The organism is Methanolinea sp. (assembly GCA_016699325.1).
In the GTDB taxonomy this organism is placed as follows: Archaea; Halobacteriota; Methanomicrobia; order Methanomicrobiales; family Methanospirillaceae; genus UBA9949.
Genome location: CP064971.1, coordinates 472,107 through 494,365, shown reverse-complemented (window position 1 = coordinate 494,365; position 22,259 = coordinate 472,107). Strand labels below are relative to the sequence as shown.

Here is a 22,259-nt window from a genome sequence, read left to right as displayed (position 1 = left end):
GCCACTCAGTGCGGGGAGGACCGGCACCCGTTTGAGAAAAGCCCTGTTCCGGGAGTAATTGCGATGAAGAAACGGTTAAATGGAAAACTGCACCCGGCCGGGAGGAGGTGCCCGGCATGCGCCCTGTAAAAGTGCCCCCCATGCTCCAGACGCTGGTCCAGGTCGGCCTGTCCGCGGTCGAGGGGAGAGAGTTTTCGATGCTGGACTCCTGCCCGCACTGTGGCGGGGAGGTGAGCGGGTATGACAGGAAGGTGCGAAAATTCGTCACCCTCATCGAGGGCGGGTCCGCACGGGATATCCACGTTGTGGTGCGGCGGTTCCGGTGCAGCCGGTGCGGGGCAATCGTCCCGGCACGGGCACCATTCTACCCCGGAACGCGGATGGGATCCCCGGTCGTCGATCTCTGCATCGTCCTGTCCCGCTCCCTCACGCCCGGGAAGACTGTTGCGCTCATGAGGGCGCTCGGCATCGCGGTCGACCGGGGCACGGTACGCAACCTCCGGGCCCGGGACTCCGGTGAGATACCTACCACGGAGATGTTCGGGACGGTCCTGCCGCAGTCAATGGTCTCCCTCTTGCTGGCCGCCTTCAGGAACCTCTAGGCGGCTCCCGTCGTATGGGCAGTAGGCAGTCTTCCGGTCGGCGGTCTCAAAGCCGCACCGTGGACAGCGCCTCACCGGTCTTCCCCGGGAAAAGAAAGGGATGAGCGGGATGAAGAGGAAGACGAAGAATAACGGGAGCCCGAGACTGTACAGGAACACCGTCACCGCGAGAGAACCGGCGAACAGGACCAGGCTCAGCTGCCAGGGCTTCGTAGCGCCACCTCCCGCACCGCGAAGGCCGGCAGGGCACCGGCCGCTGCCCCCAGCTCCCGGGCAAGATCCCTGCCGCCAAGGATGGACGAGGCAAGCCCGGACCCGGTGCCGGCACATAGGGTCTCCCCCGTTTCGTAACGGCGGCGGGCAGCATCGACCGCGGTACAGATGAGGGACCGCTGGGCATCCCAGAAGGCAGCGGCAACAGCGCAGGCCCCCTCTTCCCCGATCTCCTCGAGGTCGGCACATACGACCCGTGCGAGCCTCCTGAGGCAGGAGTCCCGGTCCCGCCCCTTCCCGTCAGGAGTCGCGGATGCATAACCCGCGGCGGTGATGTGCCCGAGCACCAGGTGGGCATCGCCGCTGCAGGCAAAATATTCCGGGCAGACCGGGGTGGGGATGCCCGAGAGGACGACCTCCCGGATAACTGCCGGGATGGTGGTCCGGAGCAGGCCGGTATAGACCAGGGTGCCGGACTGGAGGCGGGATAGATCGGTCAGCCCCTGCAGGGAACCGAGGGAGACCAGGGGGATGATATCGGTCGTGGTGCTCCCGAGATCGACCAGCAGGCCCCCCTGGTGGCGCTCCATCAGGTAATCGGCGGAGACGAGCCAGTTTGCAGCGGCAAGCTCCGGCACGGGGTCCCTGTGGAACCGCCCGTCTGTCCCGTAGAACACGGCACTGGGAAAGACCTCCCTGACCGAGTCGACGATGAACCTGATGCCCTCGGTCTTCGAGCTGAAACAATCGGCGAGCTCCCCGGACATGACCACCGCCGCTTCTTCGCCGTGAGCGCGGTAGGGACGGAGGATCTCCGGGAGCGGGCCGTTTTCCCAGAGCGGGCAGTGATGGATAACGGTCCCCTCTCCGGTCGCCACCTTCAGGTTTGCCCCACCGACATCGATCCCGATCACAGCCGCTCCACCCTGCCGTGGCAGTCGAACCGGGCCCGGCCGGCGAGGTGCACGGCATCGGGACCGCCCCCTTTTGAAGCCGCGACCAGGATATCTGCGATCTCCTCCTCCATGCAGGCCGCAATCCCGACGATGCTCGTGGTGATCCTCGGGTTGACATCAACGATGTACGGGCGGTCGGCAAGCACGATGTCGATGCCGGTGTAGCCCTGGCAGCCGAGGACGTTCAACGCCCGCGTGGCAGCATTGACAATTTCATCCTGGCGATCGTGGATGACCGGGGTCTCGCCGCCATGGTAGTGGAACTGTCCCTGTTCATCGATGCTGATGTCCTGGCGGTTGACCGCAAGGAGCAGCGGAGGTTTCCCGGTGTAGTAGCTGCAGGCATCTCCGGTTACCCTGCTCCCGACCAGGCTCACGCTCAGGTGTTCGCCGTCGATGAACCGCTGGGCAAACTCCCCGGGCCCCGGGCTCTCCCTGGTGAGGCGGACGCCCTTCGCAGCGCATCCCTGCTCCGGTTTTACCACCCGGAGGCCCCCTCCCCCCTCTTCCGGCACCGCTATCCCGTTCCGGGCGAGGATTTCGGCGCTCTGCCGCTTGTTTGCGCAGATCGCGGCATTCATGCTCCCGCACCCGATATTATGGGTCAGCTGTTCGAGTGCCGAAGTGAAGGCGAAAAGGAGGTGATCGGGGGCGATCACCAGCCCCACCTCGCAGGCCGGAGCGAGCCGCCGTATCCCGGCAAGAAAATCGCCGTGCCCGGGATGGACGACTTCGTAACCGCACCGCTCGAAGCTGTCCCGGATGACGGTGAGCATGGCGGCACCTTCCGGTGCAAGGAGGGGGTCATGGGCAACCGAATATTCAGCAATGAATGCCCTCATACATGATCAGTAGCCCTGCCTCTGACATGAGGCTGACGATCGGTCAGGTTTTTCGTGCCGTCCGGCAAAGTCATGGTGAACGATGAAGCATAAGATCCTGCTCACCAACGATGACGGTATCAACTCCGCGGGGCTCTGGGCCGCCTACGAGGCCCTCAGCCCCATTGCTGAAGTGACGGTAGTCGCCCCGGCAACCCAGCAGAGCGCGGTGGGCCGGTCCATATCCATCTTTGAACCGATCCGGGCATATGAGGTCGTCCAGAACGGAGTCCGGTCATACGCGGTTGGGGGAAAGCCTACGGACTCGGTCATTATCGGGCTCTATGCTCTCGCACTCGGGCCTGACCTGGTGGTCAGCGGGATCAACATCGGGGAGAACCTCTCCTACGAGTCCATCATGACCTCGGGGACGGTTGGTGCGGCGCTCGAGGCGGCAAACCAGGGCACCCCGGCCCTCGCCTTCTCCCTCCAGGTCGAGGACCAGGGGGACAAGTTCGACGATCCCCAGTTCCACCGGCAGAGTTTCGCGGATGCCAAGAAGGTGGTGCAGGAAGTGACCAGGACCTTTCTTTCCCGGAAATTTCCACCCGGAGCCGATGTCATCAACGTCAACATACCATCTCAGGTGCGGGGAGGATACGAGGTGACCCGCCTCTCGGACAAGCTCTTCCGGACCGGGGTTGAACGGCGCATGGACCCCCGGGGGCGGCCTTATTTCTGGATAAACGGGCCGCTGGTGGACGATGCCGATGAAGGGACCGACGTGCACGCAGTCCGGAAAGGAAATATCTCGATCACCCCGATTACCCTCGACTGTACCGCGGGGACGGCTGAAAGTGAGCTGCGGCGGCTCTTTGGAAGCGAGGCTGGCAGGGCGGGGAGACCATGACCCGGACTGGAGGCAGGGCTGGTGGTAAAGATCCGCAGGCTGATGATCTGAAACGCGAGGCAGGATACCATGCCGCCGGTATGGTCGAGGACGGAATGGTGGTAGGCCTTGGAACCGGTTCTACCGTTGCCTTTACCATGGACCGTATCGCGGAGCGGGTCCGTGAAGGTCTCCGCGTCAAGGCTGTCCCGACCTCGTTCCAGACCGAAATGAGGGCACGGGACTGTGCCATACCCCTGGCAACGCTCGACGATTACCCGGAACTGGACCTTGCAATTGACGGCGCCGACCAGGTGGACGGAAGCCTCCGCCTCATCAAGGGAAGAGGTGCGGCCCTGGCCCGGGAAAAGTGTGTGGCTGCTGCCGCAGAAGAGCTGGTCATCGTGGTCGATGAGTCGAAGATATCCCCTGTCCTCGATGTTCCTGTCCCGGTGGAAGTGATACCGTTTGCGCTCCGGCCGGTTATGCTCGGCATACAGGCCCTCGGAGGAGACCCGGTCCTTCGCGAGGGAACCGGGAAGGACGGCCCGGTCATCACCGACAATGGAAATTTCGTGCTCGACTGCTCATTCGGGATCATCGGGGACCCTGACCGGCTTGAAGGACTCCTCTCCCTGATGCCCGGAGTGCTTTCCTGCGGGCTCTTCTGTGCGTTTGCCGACAAGACCACGGTGGTCGTGGGAAGAAGCGAGGGTTGCCGGAAACTAACCCGGTGAGCCACCAGGGCCCCTGCCAAAAAAAACATGATCGCCGTGGGAGCATGAAAATGCGAAAGGCATTTTCACGAAAGGATCACTGGATATAGCTCCTGATCTCCTGGATGAGTGAGATCTGGATATTTGCCTCTTCCCGCTTTTCCCGCTCTATTGCATCGACGATCTCCGCAAACGGGTTCAGCAGGTGATAGATCTTGACCGGTCGCCCCTTGTTCTCTGCCTTGACCTCGCGGTTGCCAACCCATTTCTGCCCTGCCAGGGCAGACATCGCCAGGCTCACTTCGGGCTGGCGAAGATCGGTGCCACGTTCGATCTCACGGGAAGTGGCTTCGGGATTGTGGGCAAGATAGACCAGGACCCTTGCCACGTTCCTCTTCATACCGGTCCTGATGAGGAGGTTTGCCAGGTTTTCTTCCTCCTGGGTAAAATACATCACATTCTTTGTTCTCATCATGGCGCACCAGAATAACAAAAAATATACGAATTTAATATATAAAAGTATTATTATTCACGACCAGGCATTTAAAAAAGAATATGATACACGTTGTCCGGTCAGGAATAAAAAATTTTTGAAGGGCTCCTGGTCAGAGCAGTCCGAGGTTCTTGAGGTCGTTTAGGATCTTCTGGACCGCCTTCCTGGCATCGTCCGGTTCTTTTCCGCCGGTGATGATCAGTTTGCCGGACCCGAAGAGGAGCACCACGACCTTCGGGTTTTCCAGGCGGTACACGAGTCCCGGGAACTGTTCCGGCTCGTACTCGATCCGGTCCAGGTTGAACCCGACGGCGATCTTGTTGAGATTGATCCCGGAACCGAGGTCCGCGGAGGTGACGATATTCTGGATCTTGTAGCTGAGTTTTTTGGGTATATCGATGTCCAGTCCTCGGAGCAGGTTTCCGAGTATCTCGAGCCCCTCGGAGAGGCTCTCGATGCTCTTTGCACCGGTCAGCACCACTTTACCGGAACCGAAGACGAGCGCCGCGATCTTTGGGTTCTGCATCCTGATGACGACACCCGGGAACCTCTTCTTATTGTACTCTGCATCTTTAATCTGGGAAGCAAGCGCCGGGAGATCCAGGTAATCCGTCACCTTCGCCGAGGCAACGATATTTTCAATTTTGAGAGAGTCCTCTGGCTTGGTCTTCATATTTATAAATGCCACAGGACAGTATATAAACAGTTGGGTGTTTCCGGGGCATCGGCTGGCAGCATTCCCCCTTCGTAAAACCAGGGTACCACCTGGCCTGCCAGGGCGGTGTTTTGCATCCCCCGGGAAAAGTGGATGCAAACCCGGCCCGCTCAGGGGGGAAAACAGTCACCATTTCCCGGGTTGGAACGGTGGGAAAAAGAACCGGCACCAGTTTGTCTCTCTCTGGAAAAATGGATGGGCCGGGGTATTATACCATTCTCCCTCAGGTTTTCCTTCCCGCGAGGAAAACAGCGCCGGCCAGGATGGCGAGTACGGCCGCCATTCCCGGAAAGACCGACTGCGTGGGAAGAGGAAGTTCTTCGACCTCCACCATCTCGCGGGCTCCTGTTGTTTGTGGTGGGGCGGGTTGGGTCTGATCGGGTTCAGGCAGGGTGGCAGCACCAGGCTCGGCGGGAACTCCCGCCAGGGCATCCTTTGCAGAGCGTATCTTTTCAGCAACCCCGGTAATGGCCGGATTGATCGCGAGCGCCCGCTGATAGCTGGCAACAGCCTCCTCGTGGCTGCCGGCTGCAGACAGTGCGTCGCCCAGGTGTTCATAAAGGGTGGCCTCTGCGGGATCGAGTTTTATGGCCTTCTGAAACGCAGTCGCCGCTTCACCAGGCTGTCCCAGCTCGAGAAGTACCTTTCCAAGACCCGTCCAGGACCTCAAGGCATAGGGATCGTAATCGAGGGCTTTCCGGTAGGCCCCGGCAGATTCTTCATACAGCCCTTTACCGGACAGGTCATCCCCTTTCAAACGCCAGACAAGGCCATCCTCAACAGAACCTCCGCCGTGGGACGATGAACTCCCGGACCCTGGTGAAGCCCCATCTGTCCCCGAGCTGCTGCTCCCGCCCGGCGTATCCTGCGAGCTTCCGGCATCACCCCCGCCCGTCCCGCCACCTGTCGAAGAACCACCGAAATAGTCTACCAGATCTTCCAGGGATGCTCCCCAGGTAGGGTCATCACTGAAATCAGGGGGACCCCACCCGCCTTCCGGCGCGGCGCTGCACGCGTCACAGCCTGCCGAGACAAGAGAAACAAGGCAGTATCCAGCAACGATTATCGCAACGATGGTTGCCCGTAATGACATGAGAGGTACTTGGAAATGCTGTCCAATAAAATATTCCGGAATACCTCTCAATTTCTGTTCAAGGGCTTTTATCGATCAAACGCTTGATGCGGAGGGCGATCCTGCCGCTTCCCCGGTTACCACGTGGCGGGCAGGGAGAAGGTGTTTTTCATAACGCTCCCGGGCCTGTACCACCATGCTCTCCTCTCACAGGACCCGGGAGGGTGCCCGGGGACCCTGGAGCAGCCGGATGGGCCTCAATCGTATTCGCGCCAGGTGTGGCCGCACTCGCAGCACCGGAAAAAACGGACTTCGCTCTCATCGGCCGAACGGAGCTGGCGGAGCCACCAGAACGCAAGGTTGTGCTCGCACTTCGGGCACTTGACGGCCGTGGTGGGAAGGGTCCTGACCGTCCCTTCACCTTCGACGATAACGATCTCCTTTTCGCTCCTTTTCCTGGTGATGTGGAGCTGATCATCGCTGGTAATCTTCCTTATGTACCCACATTTCCGGCACTTCATCTGGCCCCCGGACGAGATCATCAGGCTCTTGCACTCCGGACAGAACATTGCTTTACAAATGCGTTTACATGCATGATTAAGGCTTGGGACAACGCCGTATCGGGAACACCGGTGCGGATGTCCCTCATCAAAACCCTTTTTCAAACCGTAACTGATTACTATGGGAATGAACGGGTACCTGGTGCTGGCCTCCTGCGTCTTCTTCCTGGCCTTTCTCATCCCTACGAGGTTTAGGAACTGGTGTGCCATTTTCGGGTGGACGGCGATGATCCTCTTCCTCTTTTCGGAAGTCCCCTCCTACCTCTCCATCAACAACTACCTCTACCCCGCCCTGGCCGTGCTCTCTGTCCCGTTTCTCGCAATCACGATAAAATACCTCCGTTTGCGGGACGAACGGGTCGAACACCTCTCCCGTGCCGCCGCCGCCGCCTTCCTGGTATATGCACCCTTTGCATTCACGCCCCTCGGCGACCGGCTGATAGCGGTGGTCGTCGGCCAGACCCTCTGGCTGCTTAATGCGCTCGGGTATGACGCAGCGCTCGTGGCATGGAACATGGTGATCAGGAACGGCTTCCGCGTCGAGATCATCCTTGCCTGCACCGGTATCCAGGCTATCGCCATCATGCTCGGGGTCGCAGCCGCGGTCCCTACCACCGCCCGGCAGAAGATCCTTTCGTTCCTGATCATCGTACCGACCATCTATGTCCTGAACCTGGCCAGGAATGCGGCAGTCATCATCGCCTATACCGGCCAGTGGTTCCCGTACTTCCCCGGTATTGCCGGGAACGGGGAATACGGCTACGAGAGCTTCTTCTGGGCCCACAACGTCTTTGCCGAGCTTTTGGCCCTGGTGCTCCTGATCGGCATAGCCTACACCCTGTTCCGGGTTATTCCGGGGCTTGGGGATCTCGCCGCAGGCCTTTACAGCCTTTATGCGGGAGAGATCAGGAGAGTCTTTTATAGAGATAGATGATCCGCTGGATTGCCGATACGTTGGTCCCGATGGCGATCAGCACCACGGCGACCCAGATAAACCCGGTCAGCCCCCCTACGACCAGCACGAGGATGGTCTCGGGACGCCCGAAGAACCCGACACCCTCCAGGGGGTCCTCTATCTTCCCGTCGACTCTCTCCTGGTACCCGGTCTCGGCATACACCACCGGTTTGATGAATGTGTTCATCAGCGAGCCGATGATGGCGATTGCCACGACCGCATAATCGGCTGAAACCGTGAGACCGCCGAACCGGGACAGGATGGCGGTCCCCGAAAGCCCGATGGCGAGGATGACCAGGGCATCGACATACTTGTCGACAATCCAGTCAAATACCGAGCCAAACTGCGTCTCCTTCTCTGTCCGCCGGGCAACACTCCCATCGACCAGGTCGAGAATCGCGGAGAAAAAGAGGAATATGCTTCCGATTGCAAACATCCGGCAGACATAACAGACCGCACACAGCAGCCCGAACAGGAGGGAGATAAGGGAGATCTGGTTCGGAGAGACCCCTGCTCTGCAGAACACGGTGGCGATGGGCTCGATATGCTTGAGGAACCGCGGCCGGAGTGCGGTTATATTCATGGATCATCTAAGTAGCAGGATAGAGGATAAATAGTTGTCACAGGAAGCTCCCGCTCCTGAGACAATGCTATTATGGAGCAGCACGAAATTTCTTGGAAAGGAGTCTTTTGTGGCAGAATCAACGGAACGCCCGCATGTACTGATGATGTCAGAGATAACCGCTGACGGGAAGCTGACGCTGAAGAAAGGATGCTCGAGCAAGATCCTGATGAAGTACATGGACCCGGCCACCGATGTCCTCCTCCACCGTACAAGGGCTGCCTATGATGCCATCATGGTCGGGTCAAATACCATACGGATCGACAACTCCTACCTCACCGTCCGGAGTGTCGAGGGAAAAAATCCCATCCGGGTAATCCCTGCGAGCATGGCCGATATCCCGCCCGGATCAAACGTACTTTCCCCCGATGCGCCGACCATCATCGCTGTCTCGGAGCGGGCACCCCCCGGGCGGGTCCAGGAGCTCCGGGACGCCGGGGCAATCATCGTGGTGGCCGGGACCGATCATGTCTCCCTTCCCCGGCTCATGCAGATCCTCACCGCGGATTTCGCGATACATAAGCTCATGATCGAGGGGGGCCCGACCCTGAACTGGCACATGCTCCACCACCGGCTCGTGGACGAGATCCGCCTGATCCACCTCCCCTTTATCGTCGGTGGGTCGGATACGCCCTCGCTGGTCGGCGGGATGCACATCGAGTCAGAAGAGGAGATGATCCGGCTTGCCCTGAAGAACTTTTACCTCTGCGGGACCAACCTGGTGACCGAGTACGATGTCCTCTATACGGGCGGGGGCAGTGGAGATGCCGCCCGGACAGGCTGAGCGCTCGTTGAGGACGAGAAACCATATCCTCGTGGGGGTCCTGGTACTGGCGGTCATTCTCATCGCTGTCCTGCTTGCCGCCCTTCTGCCCGGAGTGTTCCACGACCTGGGAATCTCGGTCATAAGCATCGAGGGGGTCATCGTTACCGGGGGGTCCGGCAAAGGGTACGCGGGGAGCGTCACGGTTGGCGATGCGATCCGGGACGCGGCAAACGATCCGATGGTCGATGCCATCGTGCTCCGCGTCAACAGCCCTGGCGGGACCCCGGCCGGGGCGCAGGAAATCATCGCAGATATCGTATATGCGAAGGAAAGAAAGCCGGTGGTGGTCTCCATGGGGGATATCGCCACCTCCTCTGCCTATTACGTCAGCGCCTATGCGGACCGGATTTATGCCAGCCCCGATACCATTACCGGTGGTATCGGCACCTCCTGGACCTTTGCTGATATCAGCGGGTGGATGGAGGAGGAGAACCTGAGCGTCGAAGTGATAAAGTCAGGGAGCATGAAGGACATGGGCGCCGGGTACCGCCCCCTCACCGAGGAAGAGCGGGAGTATGCCGGCCAGGTCGTGAACCGGAGTGCAGAGCGGATCATCAGCGACATCCTCTCCCAGCGCCCCCTTGACCGGAGCATGATCAAGGACGCACGGGTCTTCCGCGGGGAAGAGGCGCTCGATCTCGGCCTTATCGACGAGATCGGTAACCTGCACGACGCCATTTCAGGCGCCCGGGCCATCGCGTGAACACGGCTCTCACCCTTTCCAGGAGCGGGATCCTGGTTTATCCTGGCGGATTGGGTTGAGGCGCCCTGGTCGGCGATTACGTGGCCGAGCAGGAATTTATATCATCGCCCGGGGGTCGGCCTTCATGTACTCGCGGCAGATGGTGGTGGCATACTGCCCGGGAGGAAGCGAGAACGAGAGCCTGGCACTGTCCTCCCCGGCCATGGCACAGACATCCGCGGTGAGGGAAACCGGCCGGGCGGCCCCCTCGAACCGGGCCTTTACCAGGTCGCGGACCGAGCAGAAATCTTCTTCCCGGATACCGTCCTCTTCGAGCAGCCGCTCCATGGCCGCCTGGTCTCCTGAAACCTGCCCCGGCCTTCCGCAGCCCGGCATCCGCAACGCGATCCGGCATCGCCCCCGCTGCAGCTGGAGCCGGGCGCTCCCGATATTCCGGTCGGTGACCCGGTCCTCGCGGCCGGTGAGAAACAGGAGCCGGTCTCCGGGGAGAGGATCGATGAGGTTGCCACCGTCCCGTATCCGTTCGGATAGGGCCCGGTTGAAGAGCCATGACTGGTAGGCGCTCACGAATAGGGAGAGGATCTTGGGGGGGAGTGTTGCCAGCGCACCGTGGTAGTCGCCCGGGCTGCCGGCCAGGTGGTGGAGCATCGATCGCTCGTAGGAGAGCGGGAGCGGGAATTCCCGGATGGCCGCCCGGACGTCGCCGGAGGAGAGGAAGGAGGAACGGGCGTTTCGGACCTCTCCGGGCTCATCGGGGAAGGCTTCCCCGATATAGCAGAGCACCGCCCCTTCAAGGTCGCCCTTCAGCAGGCATCTGCCGACCGCGTGGGTGATAGGCCTGGTGACGCCGAACCGCTGGATCCCGAAGTAGTTTGGAACCCCGGTCCTGCAGACCTCTGATACCCGGGCGATATTCTCCCCGAGGTTGGCCGTGACCGCCTCCCGGATGGTGATGTCAAAGCGGTTTGCCACGTGTGACCCGAGCGTTATGGGGGACGGTGACCGGCCCACCACTTCGAGCCCGATGTCGCGCAACCGAACCCGGCCGATATCTCCGGGGGAGATCCCGGGAATCGAGATCAGCTGGCTTGTCACGGCATGTTTATCCTTGGTTCCGGCAAAGCCGATTTTCTTGTAGGATATGCCCAGCTGCCGCCCTATCTCCCGGAGCGCCCGCTGCTGGTCCCAGCCCTTCTTGGTCAGGCGGAGGATCAGGAACGGTCCTTCATCGCCGGTAACGGGCGCTATCTCCTCAACCATGAAGTCTTCCGGGCTTGCCCGGAGCCTCCCGCCAATCCCCGGCGTATCGCTGGCATAGTACTCCATGCCGAGGGCAATTTCGAGAGGGTAGCGGCTCTCCATCATAGCAGCGGGAGCGCCGCGGTTATCCGGTCCATCTCTTCAGCCTTTGCCGGCCCAAGCCCGAGCGCCGTGACCGTGCCCGGCGGGATCTCGGTCATTCCGGCGTCCTGCACCAGTGCCGCGGAGACCCCGGCCGCCTCGGCAATGGCCTTCAGCTCGTAGAGGTCACGCTCCCCGGAAACCTTCAGGACCACTTTCTTCTGCCCCTCTGCCATCCATCTCCTCCGGGATGCCGTGTCGGCCTTCTCGGAGGCGAGTAACGCGGCATGGGCCGCCTGTGCGCACATCTTGCCGCAGCTCATCCGGAGATCAGAGCGGATCACCAGGCACTGCTTCCATGCAAACTGCGGGCTCTTCTCCATGTGCATGCAGGTTGCACCGCACCCATCAAATAAATGGCCTGAGGCTGACCCCTTTCCAGGCAGGCGGAACTGCCAAACCATGATAGCCTGCCAGGCCCCATAGATGGGGGGGAAACGCGCCCGATGCGGACCTACGATGTTGTGGTGATCGGAGCCGGACCGGCGGGAAGCATGGCTGCCCGGCTATGCGCCGGCCAGGGGCTCTCGGTCTGTCTCATTGAAGAGCATGGGACCATCGGCCATCCCGTCCAGTGCGCCGGGCTCCTCTCGGTTCCGGCATTCCACGAATGCGGGGTGTCGCGCAAATCGGTCCTCCACGAAGTCTCCGGGGCGCGGATCCGGAGCGCGCAGGGATCGGAGCTTTACTTTGATGCCGGCAGGACGCGGGCCGTCATCGTGGACCGGGGAATGCTCGACCGCGAGATGGCCATGCAGGCTGCCGGTGCAGGGGCCGAGGTCCGGCTGAAGACCGCGTACCGTGGGAAGAGCGGTTCGGCGGTCCGGACACGGGGGGTGCGGGGACGGGAAGAGGTAGGGTTCCGGGTTCTGATCGCCGCCGACGGACCAGGAAGCCCGGTGGCCCGATCGCTGGGTATGCCCAGGCCCCCTGTCTTCCTCGCAGGGCTCCAGGCAGAGATCAGGAGGGACATGGACCAAGGCGCAGTCGAGCTCTACCCGGACGCCTCCCCGGAGTTCTTCGGGTGGATCATACCCATTGGAGCGGGGAGGGCCCGGATCGGCCTTGCCGGAACGCAGGACGTTTTCGGGAGGTTCAGGGCGTTCTACCGTGGGGCTGGCGGAGGAAGTATCATCAACCTGGTGAGCGGGACCATCCCGCTCGGGGTCATGGAGCGGACTTACGGCCATGGCACCCTCTTTATCGGAGACGCGGCAGGGTTCCCCAAACCGACATCTGGCGGAGGGGTCTTCACGGGTGTCCGGTCGGCGGCCCATGCCGCAGCGGTCGCCGCGGAGGCGATCCGGAAGCACGATACAACGGACGCTGTCCTCTGCGAGTACGAGAAGCGATGGAAAGCAGACTTCGGGCGGGAACTCGCACTCGGTATCAGGTTCTTCAGGCTCCGGCAGCAGCTCTCCCCTGCCGACATCGACCGGTTGATCGCGGTACTGGACGACCCGGCAACCAGGGCAGAAATCTGCCGGTATGGGGACATGGATCGGCCGGGAGCCATCATTCGCCGCCTGCTGAGAAACCCGAAGGTGGTTCCTGTCCTGGGGATACTGCTCAGGGGAGAAATATCCCGGATACTCAGGGGATAGTCCTTTTTACCCATTTGTTCACACGATAAATAGGCGAACCAGTGGAGTTTGCCTGTATCCTGTTTTTCGAAATTCATTGTCAGGCCTTTCATTTGTCATCCTGCTCTCGTCAACCACATGGGTTTCGGGACCTTCTTGCCGGGGGGCGGAGACCCGGGCTTCCGGCTGATTTTGCCCTTGCACCTGGCATGATGATACGGTACCTCTTCGTATTCGGGCAGATGTACCGCAGGGATTGTGCAGACCCTTGAAAGCAAGGCTTTCAACCCGTTTGACCGGGATCTTCCCTACAGGTACCGGATGCGCCAGATCGGATATACCATAGGAACAATGTTCGTCCGTTCCTATGAACAGGGAGAACGGGTGTATATCAGTATGCTCTGCCGTGGTTATGGGAAGCACAGTCACCTGTTCACCAGGACAAAATCCTTGAAACACTGCTGAGTGGATTTTCCTCATCGTGAGTATCGTTTTTTATTGTCGTTATTCCGGTCACTTCCTGGATATCGCATTTCGAACTATTTTTATTCTGATTGACAGGGCGGCACTTATACATGGAAATGCCTCCGGCACCACTGAGGGAATCGCGTGGTTTTTTTAAACCTGCCATTGATACTGATCCATGGAAAGCAAGTTTGGCAGGGGGTTCATCACCAGCATCACGCTGATCTGCAGGCACTTTGCACTGCCTCCCGAACAGGCCTTCTACGGGGCGGCAGACCACCTCGATGGCCTCGTGATCCCGCCCCAGTTCAGGGGGACCGAGATCGAGGAGCTGGTGACCCGGCTCCGGAAGCGGATCATCTGGCACCAGCCGGGCAGCATGGACCGGGAAGACGCGGCCGAAGTGATCCGGATCATGGACCGGCTGGTTATCGCCATCGATAAAGCACTCGGGATCGCTGACCCTGACCTGGGTGAATTCCGCTGAATTTCTGGCCCTGTAATCACCATTAAGTGGTTCTGCGACCAATATATGGTGTGAGGGGACAGATATTTTCCACAATACCTTTTCTAGCGGAGGGCAGTGATGAACGATGCATATGATGCGTCCCACATCACCGTGCTGGAAGGCCTGCAGCCGGTCCGGGAGCGCCCTGCCATGTATATCGGGAGCACGGATACCCGGGGTCTCCATCACCTCGTCTATGAGGTGGTCGACAATTCGATCGATGAGGCGCTCGGGGGTTACTGCACCACTATCTGGCTCACCATCCACGCTGACTGCTCGATCTCGGTCCTGGATAATGGCCGGGGCATCCCGGTAGACGTGATGCCCGGCACCGACCGGAGTGCTCTCGAAACAGTGCTCACCGTTCTCCACGCCGGGGGCAAATTCGACAAGAACAGCTACCAGGTCTCGGGGGGCCTCCACGGGGTCGGAGTCTCGGTGGTCAACGCCCTCTCCGCCCGGCTCTCGGCCGTGGTGTACCGGGACGGAAATGTCTACGAAATGCGGTTTGCCAGGGGTTCCGTGGCATCCCCGCTCTCCGTCCGCGAGGAAAGCCTTGGCGAGATGCAGGAACGCTACCGGGCGTGGTACGGCAAGCGGACAGGATACACCGGTTCCGAACGGAGGGAGTTTCTCCGGCTCTTCGAGAAGGAACTGTCGGGAACCCGTATCTCCTTCCTGCCGGATGGGAGCATCTTTGAGACCCTGAAGTTCGATTACGATGTCCTCTCCCACAGGATGCGGGAGCTTGCGTTCCTGAACCCCGGTCTCCAGATCAGCATAGTGGACGAACGTCTCGGTGATTCAGAGACCTTCTGTTACAAGGACGGGATCAGCGAGTACGTCCGGTACCTGAATGGAAGCTCGGTTCCAACGCACCCCGATATCATCGTTATATCCAAGAAAGATGCAGAGAACCGGATCGAAATCGATGTTGCCATCCAGTATGTCAACTCGTACTCGGAGCAGGTATTTGCCTACGTCAACAGCGTCAACACCCGGGAAGGCGGCACGCACCTTGAAGGTTTCCGGAGTGCCATAACCCGCGCCATCAATGCCTCGGCACGGAGAAACAACCTGATCAGGGACTCGGCCCTCACCATCCGCGGAGAGGATATCAGGGAAGGGCTGACTGCCATCGTGAGCATCAAGATGGCCAACCCCCAGTTCGAAGGCCAGACCAAGACGAGGCTAGGCAACAGCATTGTCCGGGGCATCGTCGACTCCCTCGTCTACCAGTCGCTCTCCGATTACTTCGAGGAGAATCCCAGGGTACTCGCGGCCATCGTTGAGAAGGTGATCGCCGCGGCCAGGGCCCGGGAAGCTGCCCGGAACGCCCGCGAGCTGGCAAGGAGAAAGAGCACGCTCGAGACCTCCGGCCTCCCGGGCAAACTGGCCGACTGTTCGGAGCGAGATCCCGAAAAGAGCGAGATATACATCGTGGAGGGAGACTCGGCAGGCGGCTCGGCCAAGCAGGGGCGGGACCGGCGGTTCCAGGCCATACTCCCCCTCAGGGGCAAGATCCTGAACGTGGAGAAGGCAACCCCGCACAAGATCCTGAAGAACGCGGAGATCCAGGCCCTCATCTCCGCCATCGGGAGCGGGGTCGGGGAACAGTTCGATGCCGAGAAAGCCCGCTACCACCTGGTCATCCTCATGACCGATGCCGACGTGGACGGCGCCCACATCAGGACGCTCCTGCTCACCTTCTTCTTCCGTTACATGAAGGAACTGATCGAGAACGGCTATGTCTACATCGCGCAGCCCCCGCTCTTCAGGATCACCAAGGGAAAGCAGGAACGGTATGCCTTCCGCGAGGACGAGATGCGGCAGATCGTGGGGGAGCTCGGGGAAAAAGGTGTCAGCGTCCAGCGCTACAAGGGCCTGGGAGAGATGAATGCCAGCCAGCTCTGGGAGACGACCATGGACCCGGACCGGCGGGTACTCAAGCAGGTCACCATCGATGATGCCGTCTATGCAAACGAGATCTTTGAGAAGCTGATGGGGGAGAATGTCGATGCCAGGAAGGAGTTCATCAAGCGGCATGCAAAAGAGGTGACCAACCTTGACGTCTGAAGAACAGGGCCCGGCCGTCCAGGCCGCCCCCGCCGCATCCCGGGTGGTCCCGATCACCATCGAGACCGAGATGAAGTCCTCCTACATCAACTACGCCATGAGCGTGATCATCGGGAGGGCCATCCCCGACGTGCGGGACGGGTTAAAACCGGTCCACCGGCGCTCGCTTTTCTCCATGTGGGAGATGGGCAACACCAGCGACAAGCCCACCAGGAAGAGTGCCCGCGTGGTCGGGGACGTGATGGGAAAGTACCACCCTCACGGCGACGCGGCGATTTATGATACCATCGTCAAGATGGCGCAGCCGTTCTCCTACCGCTACCCGCTCATCGAGGGCCAGGGGAACTTCGGCTCGATTGACGGCGATGCACCGGCCGCCATGCGGTACACCGAGGTGAGGCTGGAACCCATCGCCGAGGAGCTCCTGAAGGATCTCGAGAAGGAGACCGTGGCCTTTGTCCCGAACTTCGATGAGTCGCTCACCGAACCGACCGTGCTTCCGGCAAAGATCCCAAACCTCCTGGTCAACGGGTCGAGCGGGATCGCTGTCGGGATGGCCACCAACATGCCGCCCCACAACCTGGGGGAGGTCTGCGATGCGGTCTGCAGGTGCATTGAGCAGCCCGGGTTATCGGTTGACGACCTGCTTACCGTCCTGCCCGGCCCCGATTTCCCGACCGGCGGGATCATCATGGGCAGGGAAGGCATCCGGGCCGCCTACGAGACCGGGCAGGGCAAGGTCGTGGTCCGGGGTGTGGCCGAGATCGAAGAGCGCGGCACCAGGGGCGACCGGATCGTGGTCACCGAGATCCCATTCCAGGTGAACAAGTCCCGGCTCATCGAGCATATCGCCAAGCTGGTCAAGGAGAAGAAGATCGAGGGGATCTCCGATATCAGGGACGAATCGGACAAGGAAGGGCTCCGGGTGGTGATCGACCTGAAGAAAGGCACCATCCCGGGAATCGTCCTCAACCAGCTCTACAAGCATACCGCGCTCGAGAGCACGTTCGGGATCATCAACCTCGCCATCGTCGACAACCAGCCCCGCTATCTCCCGGTGCTCGAGCTTATCGGCCAGTTCATCCTGCACCGGGTGGAGGTCATCCGCAGGAGGAGCGAATACGACCGGAAGAAGGCCGAGGAACGCGTGCACGTCCTGGAGGGACTCCTCCTTGCCCTAGACCGGATTGACCAGGTGATCGCCGCGATACGTGCTTCGGACACGGCTGAAACGGCAAAGGAGGCGCTGATCTCCCTGTTCGGGCTCGACGAGGTGCAGGCCCAGGCCATCCTCCAGATGCAGCTCCGCCGCCTGGCTGCGCTCGAACAGCAGAAGATCCTCGGTGAGAAACAGGAGCTCGGGAGGGAGATCGCCACCCTGACCGAGCTGCTCTCCGACGAGCGGAATATACGGGCCGAGATCCGGAGGGAACTCGTTGCCGCCAAAGAGAAGTACGGAGACGCCCGGCGCACCCGGATCAGCGCCTCGGCAGTCTCCATCGACAAGGAGGACATGATCGAGGACAAGACCGTCCTCGTCTCCCTAACCTCGTTCAACTACATAAAAAGGATGGATATCGACACCTACCGGCAGCAGCGGCGGGGAGGGAAGGGGGTCATCGGGATGTCAACGAAAGAGGAGGACTACGTCGAAAATGTCTTCATCGCCAGCACCCATGACTACCTCCTCTGCTTCACCAGCAACGGGCGCGTGTACTGGCTGAAGGTATACGAGATCCCGGAAGGCTCCCGCACCAGCCGCGGGAAGGCAATCGTGAACCTGCTCAACCTGGGGGACGAGATGGTCACCACGGTCATCCCGGTCAGGGAATTTTCCCCGGGGCTCTTTCTCATGTTCGTGACCCGGCTCGGCAGGATCATCAAGATCCCGCTCAAGGAGTTCTCGTTCCCCCGCTCGGTAGGGACAAATGCCATAAAGCTCCTGGAAAACGACCAGCTGGTGGACGTTATCGTGACCGATGGAAACAGGGAGATCGTCCTGACCAGCAGCTTCGGCCAGAGCCTCCGGTTCCACGAGGACACCGTGCGCACGGTAGGCAGGAATGCCCAGGGTGTGCGCGGCATGAAGCTTCGTGGCGGGGACACGGTGGTTGCCATCACCCTGCTCGAAAAGGATCACCTGCTCACCATCTCCGACGCCGGGTTTGGCAAGAGAACCGAGTTCGATGATTTCCGGGGGCATGGGCGCGGGACCATGGGCGTCCGCAACATCCAGCTCGGCCGCAACGCCGTGGTCATCGCCTCATGCGCTGTCTCCAATACCGATGAGATCATCGTGATGACCGCATCGGGGATCGTCATGCGCACCGCGGTCTCTGAAATCCGGGTTATCGGGCGCGGGACCAAGGGGGTCAGGATCATCCGCCTGGAAGAAACCGACCGGGTGGTCGGCGTGGCCGTTGTCCCTCCCGAGATCGAAACGGGTGAGAACGGGGAGCGGGAGCAGGACTCCGCCGGGCCCGGGACCGCAGGCCAGGAACAGCCAGGAAGCGGTGGTACCGGAGAGGCGGAATAAGAAAAGACCGGGCCATCCCGGATATCTCCTCATTTTTTTAACCCCGGGTTTTTCCATCCGGTGGGTACTGTGCCACCTGCACACGGGAACCTGTCCCGCGAAAAAACCTATACAACCGGGAGTTGTTCATGATAGAGTATATGTACCGGAAGGGTTTTGAGGTAACGACCAGGGCGGAAGGCGAGATCATCGATCTCACCCCGCGGATCAGGGATATTGTCAGGGAAAGCGCGGTAAAAGAGGGACTGGTCCACGTGTTCATCACCGGTTCGACTGCCGCTGTCACCACCATCGAGTACGAACCCGGCGTGCTCTCTGATTTGAACGCCGCACTATCACGGGTTGCGCCCGATAACATCCCCTATGCCCACGACAGCAGGTGGGGGGACGGGAACGGCAGGTCGCATGTGAAGGCATCTGTCATCGGCCCGTCGATCACCATCCCGGTCGGCGACGGAGAGCCGATGCTCGGCACATGGCAGCAGGTGGTAATGCTCGAACTTGATGTGCGCCGGGGGAGGACCAGGACGGTCATCGTAACGGTGGCGGCGTAAGGCCGGTACGATGCCGGGACCAGGGCCCCGGCCCCGGAAAAGAGTCCTGCTCAGTCGAGCGGGATGGTCTCGAGCGTTGAGACGAGCTCCCAGATACGGGTCCGTGCATGGACCGGCATATTCGGATCATTGCTGATCTCATCGATCTTTGAGATTGCTTCGGCCGCACGAAGCCCGGTCCCCTTGTTCTGGTTCAGCAGCAGCTGCCTGGTTTCATCGGCAACCCGGCGGATGTTCCGGGGGATGGTGCTGTCGTCCATGATGTGCTGGAGCATCTGGATACATTTATCTATGGTCTTTTCGGGATTCGGCATGCTGTCCCCTCTTCTTTTAGTAATCAACTATTCCCATTTATATAGTTTGATAAAACATATCAGTTCGGACGTGCCCTCATGAAAAGCGAAGACGAGATCATGGCAGAGTACCTGCTCAAGGGGGGAAAGATGCTCTCGGCCACCTGCCCCTCCTGTGGCTGCCCCCTTTTTGAGATCGATGGCCAGACCCTGTGCGTTGTCTGCAGGGAAGCAGAAAAACGGGATGAGCCGGCCGGGATCAGGGGAGAGCAGCCTGCATACGCCGCCGGGACGATCAGGGTCCGGGGAGAATCTCCCCGGGGAACCTCCCCCGCTCTCGCCGTCACGCTCGAAGAGACTCTGGTCGCGCTCTCCCTCCGCATCCGGGAGGAACCGGACCCCGAACGGGTGATGGTCCTCGTGAACGCCCTCAAGAGGGGGATCGAAGCCCTCCGGCTCCTTGGCTAGGAATACTCCCTACGGGAAAGATCGGCGATCCGGCGGGCTTTCTTCTGCCCGATACCCCGGACCCGGGCCAGTTCTTCTTCAGACGCATCGACAATGGCCCGGATCGACCCGAGTTCAGAGAGCAGCTCCCGCGCATTTCTCGCCCCGATCTCCGGGAAAGAGGCTATCACCAGTTCCATCTCCTCCCGGGGGGAGCGGGCGGTCTTGTGGAGCGGGATACGGGGTTGGCGATCCCCACGCTCCCCCTCCCGGCGGGCGATGACCGCCAGCAGCTGGGCGGTATCATCTTCGTCACGGGTGAAGAACACCGCGATACCGAGATCGATGGCGATCGCCGCGAGCGTCCCTCGCAGCGCGTTCTGGTGGATGTCGCGCTGGGAATAAAGGTCTCCCCCTTCGATGATGAGTACCGGCCGCAGGGCCTGGGATGCAAGGTCCCGCAGCTGGCCGAAAAGATCGCGGTCCACCAGCGTATCGACAAAGTCCCGTGACCGTTTCCGCTCGACCAGGATCCGGTCGTTGATGGCGTAATCACCTGATTCCAGCCTGCGGATCGAGATCCGTAACCCGAGACTGCTCAGCCGTTCCACGACCCGGGAGGAGGTCTCGCGGTCATCCACCACGATCTCCGGCCGGTCCTCGGTGAACTCTTCGATCTTCGTCTGCAGCGCCCCGGGTGCAGGGGCCGGGGTATCTATCTCTATCCTCCCACCAATGCGCCGGATCCCGCTCGCCATGGCCTTCTCACGCGCCAGGCTCACGAACCGGTAGGTCTCATCAGAGGTCCCCTTGGTGACCAGCACCACCACCCGCCCGCTCCCGCTCCTCCCGGTCCTCCCTTTCCGCTGAATGCTCCTGATCTCGGACGGTACCGCCTCATAGAAGATGACCATGTCGGTCGAAGGCACATCGAGCCCCTCCTCCCCGACCGAGGTGGCGACGAGCACCCTGAAGGCCCCGGCCCGGAACCGGTCGAGTGCCTCGATCTGCTTCTTCTGGGAGAGGCCCCGCTCGGTGTCTTTCGTGGCCTGGCCCACGAACCGCTCGGCAGGGATACCGCGTGAGTCCAGGAAATCGACGATCTGCTGGACCATGTCCCGGAAGCTTGCAAAGACGATGATCCTGCTCTCCGGGAATTCCGAGAGCTGGCGCTCCGCCACCTGGGCCACGATCTCCATCTTTGGGAGGAGCTCACCGGTCCACGACATGCAGCGTTCCCGGAGACTGGCGAAGGCAGGGTCGCGTGCCAGCCGCCCGGCAGCTTTTGACCCGCCACCGGTCGTCCCCTCTGAAAAGAGGCGGGTGATATAGCCGGCGAGCACCCGGCTCCCCTGCGATTCGGCAAGCGAGACGGCATGCCGAAGCTTCATCACCTCGGCGTACAGGGATGCGGCAGCATACCCGGCCGGATCGCGTTCCTGGATCCGTTCCTGGATCCGGGCGTTGAGGGCCTGGAGGCTCTTCATCGAGAGCTCCTGGCGGTGGGGGACGGTATAACCTAGGTCACCGAACCGTGCAAGCCTGCGGTCCAGCAGTTCGTTCAGGTCATCCACTGCTGCTTTGAGCGCAGGGGGGAGAGGGACTTCGATAACCTCGATATCCCGCTGGTGGATGTAGGGGGCGACATCGGCATCATGCTCTGACCGCGTCTCGATGATCCCCGTGCCGAGGTTCCGGCAGACCTCCTGCACTTTCTCCTCTTTTCCGCCCGGCGAGGCGGTCATGGCTAGGATCAGCGGCGATCGGGCGGTCTCGCGGTACCGGCCGGCGATGAATACGTAAGCGTAATTGCCGACCGCACGATGGCACTCGTCAACGATAAGCAGGCTGACATCATCGAGCGTATAGGCACCGGAGAGGAGGTCGTTCTTGATCACCTGGGGCGTGGCGAAGATGACCCTGGCTCCCAGGAACTCTTCCCGTCTCTCGCCCGGGGGACTCTCGCCGGTGAAGACCCTCCATGAACCCTCATCTCCCCCGGCAGCAAGGTACTTCCTGAAGAACCGGTAGTGCTGTTCGACCAGCGGTTTGGTCGGGGCGAGCATCATCACCCGCCCCCCTTCGTTGTAGAGCCGGGATGCCGCCACCAGGAGGGCGATGGCCGTCTTGCCCAGCCCGGTAGGCAGTACCACCATGGTATTGCCATCCAGCGCCCGCATGGCGATCGAGAGCTGGTACGCCCTCGACTCCAGGCTCTCCGGGCGGATGAGAGGGTGGGTGATCCAGTCCATA

Annotated in this window: 23 protein-coding genes and 1 pseudogene; 13 read left to right on the top strand and 11 right to left on the bottom strand. The window is 61.0% G+C overall.

The genetic code is table 11. The annotated features are described in order from the left end of the window. Positions 1-116: 116 nt before the first annotated feature. Positions 117-602, top strand: a complete 486-nt coding sequence (locus IPI71_02495; GenBank protein ID QQR71401.1) for a hypothetical protein — start codon at positions 117-119, stop codon at positions 600-602. A gap of 194 nt (positions 603-796) precedes the next feature. Here IPI71_02495 and IPI71_02490 read toward each other — a convergent pair whose 3' ends face one another. Then, complete coding sequence (locus IPI71_02490; GenBank protein QQR71400.1) at positions 797-1,729, bottom strand: H4MPT-linked C1 transfer pathway protein; 933 nt, start codon at positions 1,727-1,729, stop codon at positions 797-799. Continuing rightward, positions 1,726-2,613 (bottom strand): ATP-grasp domain-containing protein, encoded by an 888-nt coding sequence (locus IPI71_02485; GenBank protein QQR71399.1) that lies wholly within the window; start codon positions 2,611-2,613, stop codon positions 1,726-1,728. The genes IPI71_02490 and IPI71_02485 overlap by 4 nt, the downstream gene beginning before the upstream one ends. 82 nt (positions 2,614-2,695) lie before the next feature. On the opposite strand from IPI71_02485, the gene surE reads away from it, so the two are divergent. Both surE and rpiA read left to right on the top strand, forming a co-directional pair. Further along, on the top strand, positions 2,696-3,502 hold the full coding sequence (surE, locus tag IPI71_02480; protein QQR71398.1) for a 5'/3'-nucleotidase SurE: 807 nt from the start codon (positions 2,696-2,698) through the stop codon (positions 3,500-3,502). Continuing rightward, the gene (rpiA, locus tag IPI71_02475) at positions 3,499-4,218 is read left to right on the top strand and encodes a ribose-5-phosphate isomerase RpiA (GenBank protein QQR71397.1); all 720 of its coding nucleotides are present in this window, start codon (positions 3,499-3,501) and stop codon (positions 4,216-4,218) included. The genes surE and rpiA overlap by 4 nt, the downstream gene beginning before the upstream one ends. A gap of 76 nt (positions 4,219-4,294) precedes the next feature. Here the strand turns inward: rpiA and IPI71_02470 are convergent, their stop codons facing one another. The 4 genes from IPI71_02470 to IPI71_02455 form a co-directional block, all read right to left on the bottom strand. Then, positions 4,295-4,669: an ArsR family transcriptional regulator gene (locus IPI71_02470; GenBank protein QQR71396.1), complete on the bottom strand. Its 375-nt coding sequence runs from the start codon at positions 4,667-4,669 to the stop codon at positions 4,295-4,297. A 133-nt stretch (positions 4,670-4,802) separates the two neighbouring features. Further along, positions 4,803-5,363 carry a TATA-box-binding protein gene (locus IPI71_02465; GenBank protein QQR71395.1) on the bottom strand — a complete coding sequence of 187 codons (561 nt, stop codon included), beginning with the start codon at positions 5,361-5,363 and terminating at the stop codon, positions 4,803-4,805. Positions 5,364-5,628: 265 nt separating this feature from the next. Further along, positions 5,629-6,498 carry a tetratricopeptide repeat protein gene (locus IPI71_02460; protein QQR71394.1) on the bottom strand — a complete coding sequence of 290 codons (870 nt, stop codon included), beginning with the start codon at positions 6,496-6,498 and terminating at the stop codon, positions 5,629-5,631. Positions 6,499-6,734: 236 nt separating this feature from the next. Continuing rightward, positions 6,735-7,046 carry a transcription factor S gene (locus tag IPI71_02455; protein QQR71393.1) on the bottom strand — a complete coding sequence of 104 codons (312 nt, stop codon included), beginning with the start codon at positions 7,044-7,046 and terminating at the stop codon, positions 6,735-6,737. 118 nt (positions 7,047-7,164) lie between these two features. Between IPI71_02455 and artA the strand changes: the two genes are divergently transcribed. Further along, the gene (artA, locus tag IPI71_02450; protein ID QQR71392.1) at positions 7,165-7,971 is read left to right on the top strand and encodes an archaeosortase A; all 807 of its coding nucleotides are present in this window, start codon (positions 7,165-7,167) and stop codon (positions 7,969-7,971) included. On the opposite strand, the gene IPI71_02445 is transcribed toward artA, so the two are convergent. Next, a complete protein-coding gene (locus IPI71_02445) occupies positions 7,943-8,575 on the bottom strand; it encodes a CDP-alcohol phosphatidyltransferase family protein (protein ID QQR71391.1) in 633 nt (210 codons plus the stop codon). The genes artA and IPI71_02445 overlap by 29 nt on opposite strands. Before the next feature lie 64 nt (positions 8,576-8,639). Here IPI71_02445 and IPI71_02440 point away from each other — a divergent pair, with 64 nt between their 5' ends. Together IPI71_02440 and sppA are read left to right on the top strand one after the other, a co-directional pair. Then, positions 8,640-9,398, top strand: a complete 759-nt coding sequence (locus IPI71_02440; GenBank protein ID QQR71915.1) for a dihydrofolate reductase family protein — start codon at positions 8,640-8,642, stop codon at positions 9,396-9,398. After that, positions 9,379-10,143 carry a signal peptide peptidase SppA gene (gene sppA / locus IPI71_02435; protein ID QQR71914.1) on the top strand — a complete coding sequence of 255 codons (765 nt, stop codon included), beginning with the start codon at positions 9,379-9,381 and terminating at the stop codon, positions 10,141-10,143. The genes IPI71_02440 and sppA overlap by 20 nt, the downstream gene beginning before the upstream one ends. Positions 10,144-10,239: 96 nt before the next feature. Here the strand turns inward: sppA and truD are convergent, their stop codons facing one another. Beyond that, the gene (truD, locus tag IPI71_02430; GenBank protein ID QQR71390.1) at positions 10,240-11,508 is read right to left on the bottom strand and encodes a tRNA pseudouridine(13) synthase TruD; all 1,269 of its coding nucleotides are present in this window, start codon (positions 11,506-11,508) and stop codon (positions 10,240-10,242) included. Then, the gene (locus IPI71_02425; protein QQR71913.1) at positions 11,505-11,867 is read right to left on the bottom strand and encodes a peptidyl-tRNA hydrolase; all 363 of its coding nucleotides are present in this window, start codon (positions 11,865-11,867) and stop codon (positions 11,505-11,507) included. The genes truD and IPI71_02425 overlap by 4 nt, the downstream gene beginning before the upstream one ends. A 123-nt stretch (positions 11,868-11,990) precedes the next feature. Here IPI71_02425 and IPI71_02420 point away from each other — a divergent pair, with 123 nt between their 5' ends. From IPI71_02420 to IPI71_02395, 6 genes and pseudogenes are all read left to right on the top strand, one after another. Further along, positions 11,991-13,148, top strand: a complete 1,158-nt coding sequence (locus IPI71_02420; protein QQR71389.1) for an NAD(P)/FAD-dependent oxidoreductase — start codon at positions 11,991-11,993, stop codon at positions 13,146-13,148. Beyond that, positions 13,096-13,592, top strand: a pseudogene (locus IPI71_02415) (hypothetical protein). The gene IPI71_02420 and the pseudogene IPI71_02415 overlap by 53 nt, the downstream one beginning before the upstream one ends. Before the next feature lie 178 nt (positions 13,593-13,770). Then, positions 13,771-14,079, top strand: a complete 309-nt coding sequence (locus IPI71_02410; protein QQR71388.1) for a hypothetical protein — start codon at positions 13,771-13,773, stop codon at positions 14,077-14,079. 99 nt (positions 14,080-14,178) lie between these two features. Beyond that, positions 14,179-16,176, top strand: a complete 1,998-nt coding sequence (locus IPI71_02405; protein QQR71387.1) for a type IIA DNA topoisomerase subunit B — start codon at positions 14,179-14,181, stop codon at positions 16,174-16,176. A 70-nt stretch (positions 16,177-16,246) separates the two neighbouring features. Continuing rightward, a complete protein-coding gene (gene gyrA / locus IPI71_02400; GenBank protein QQR71912.1) occupies positions 16,247-18,712 on the top strand; it encodes a DNA gyrase subunit A in 2,466 nt (821 codons plus the stop codon). Between the two features lie 140 nt (positions 18,713-18,852). Then, on the top strand, positions 18,853-19,266 hold the full coding sequence (locus IPI71_02395; GenBank protein QQR71911.1) for a YjbQ family protein: 414 nt from the start codon (positions 18,853-18,855) through the stop codon (positions 19,264-19,266). A 50-nt stretch (positions 19,267-19,316) separates the two neighbouring features. Here the strand turns inward: IPI71_02395 and IPI71_02390 are convergent, their stop codons facing one another. Continuing rightward, positions 19,317-19,580: a UPF0147 family protein gene (locus IPI71_02390; protein QQR71386.1), complete on the bottom strand. Its 264-nt coding sequence runs from the start codon at positions 19,578-19,580 to the stop codon at positions 19,317-19,319. A 78-nt stretch (positions 19,581-19,658) separates the two neighbouring features. Between IPI71_02390 and IPI71_02385 the strand changes: the two genes are divergently transcribed. Then, the gene (locus IPI71_02385; protein QQR71385.1) at positions 19,659-20,027 is read left to right on the top strand and encodes a hypothetical protein; all 369 of its coding nucleotides are present in this window, start codon (positions 19,659-19,661) and stop codon (positions 20,025-20,027) included. On the opposite strand, the gene IPI71_02380 is transcribed toward IPI71_02385, so the two are convergent. Then, positions 20,024-22,258 (bottom strand): DEAD/DEAH box helicase, encoded by a 2,235-nt coding sequence (locus IPI71_02380; GenBank protein ID QQR71384.1) that lies wholly within the window; start codon positions 22,256-22,258, stop codon positions 20,024-20,026. The two genes, IPI71_02385 and IPI71_02380, sit on opposite strands and share 4 nt — an antisense overlap. Position 22,259 lies beyond the last annotated feature (1 nt).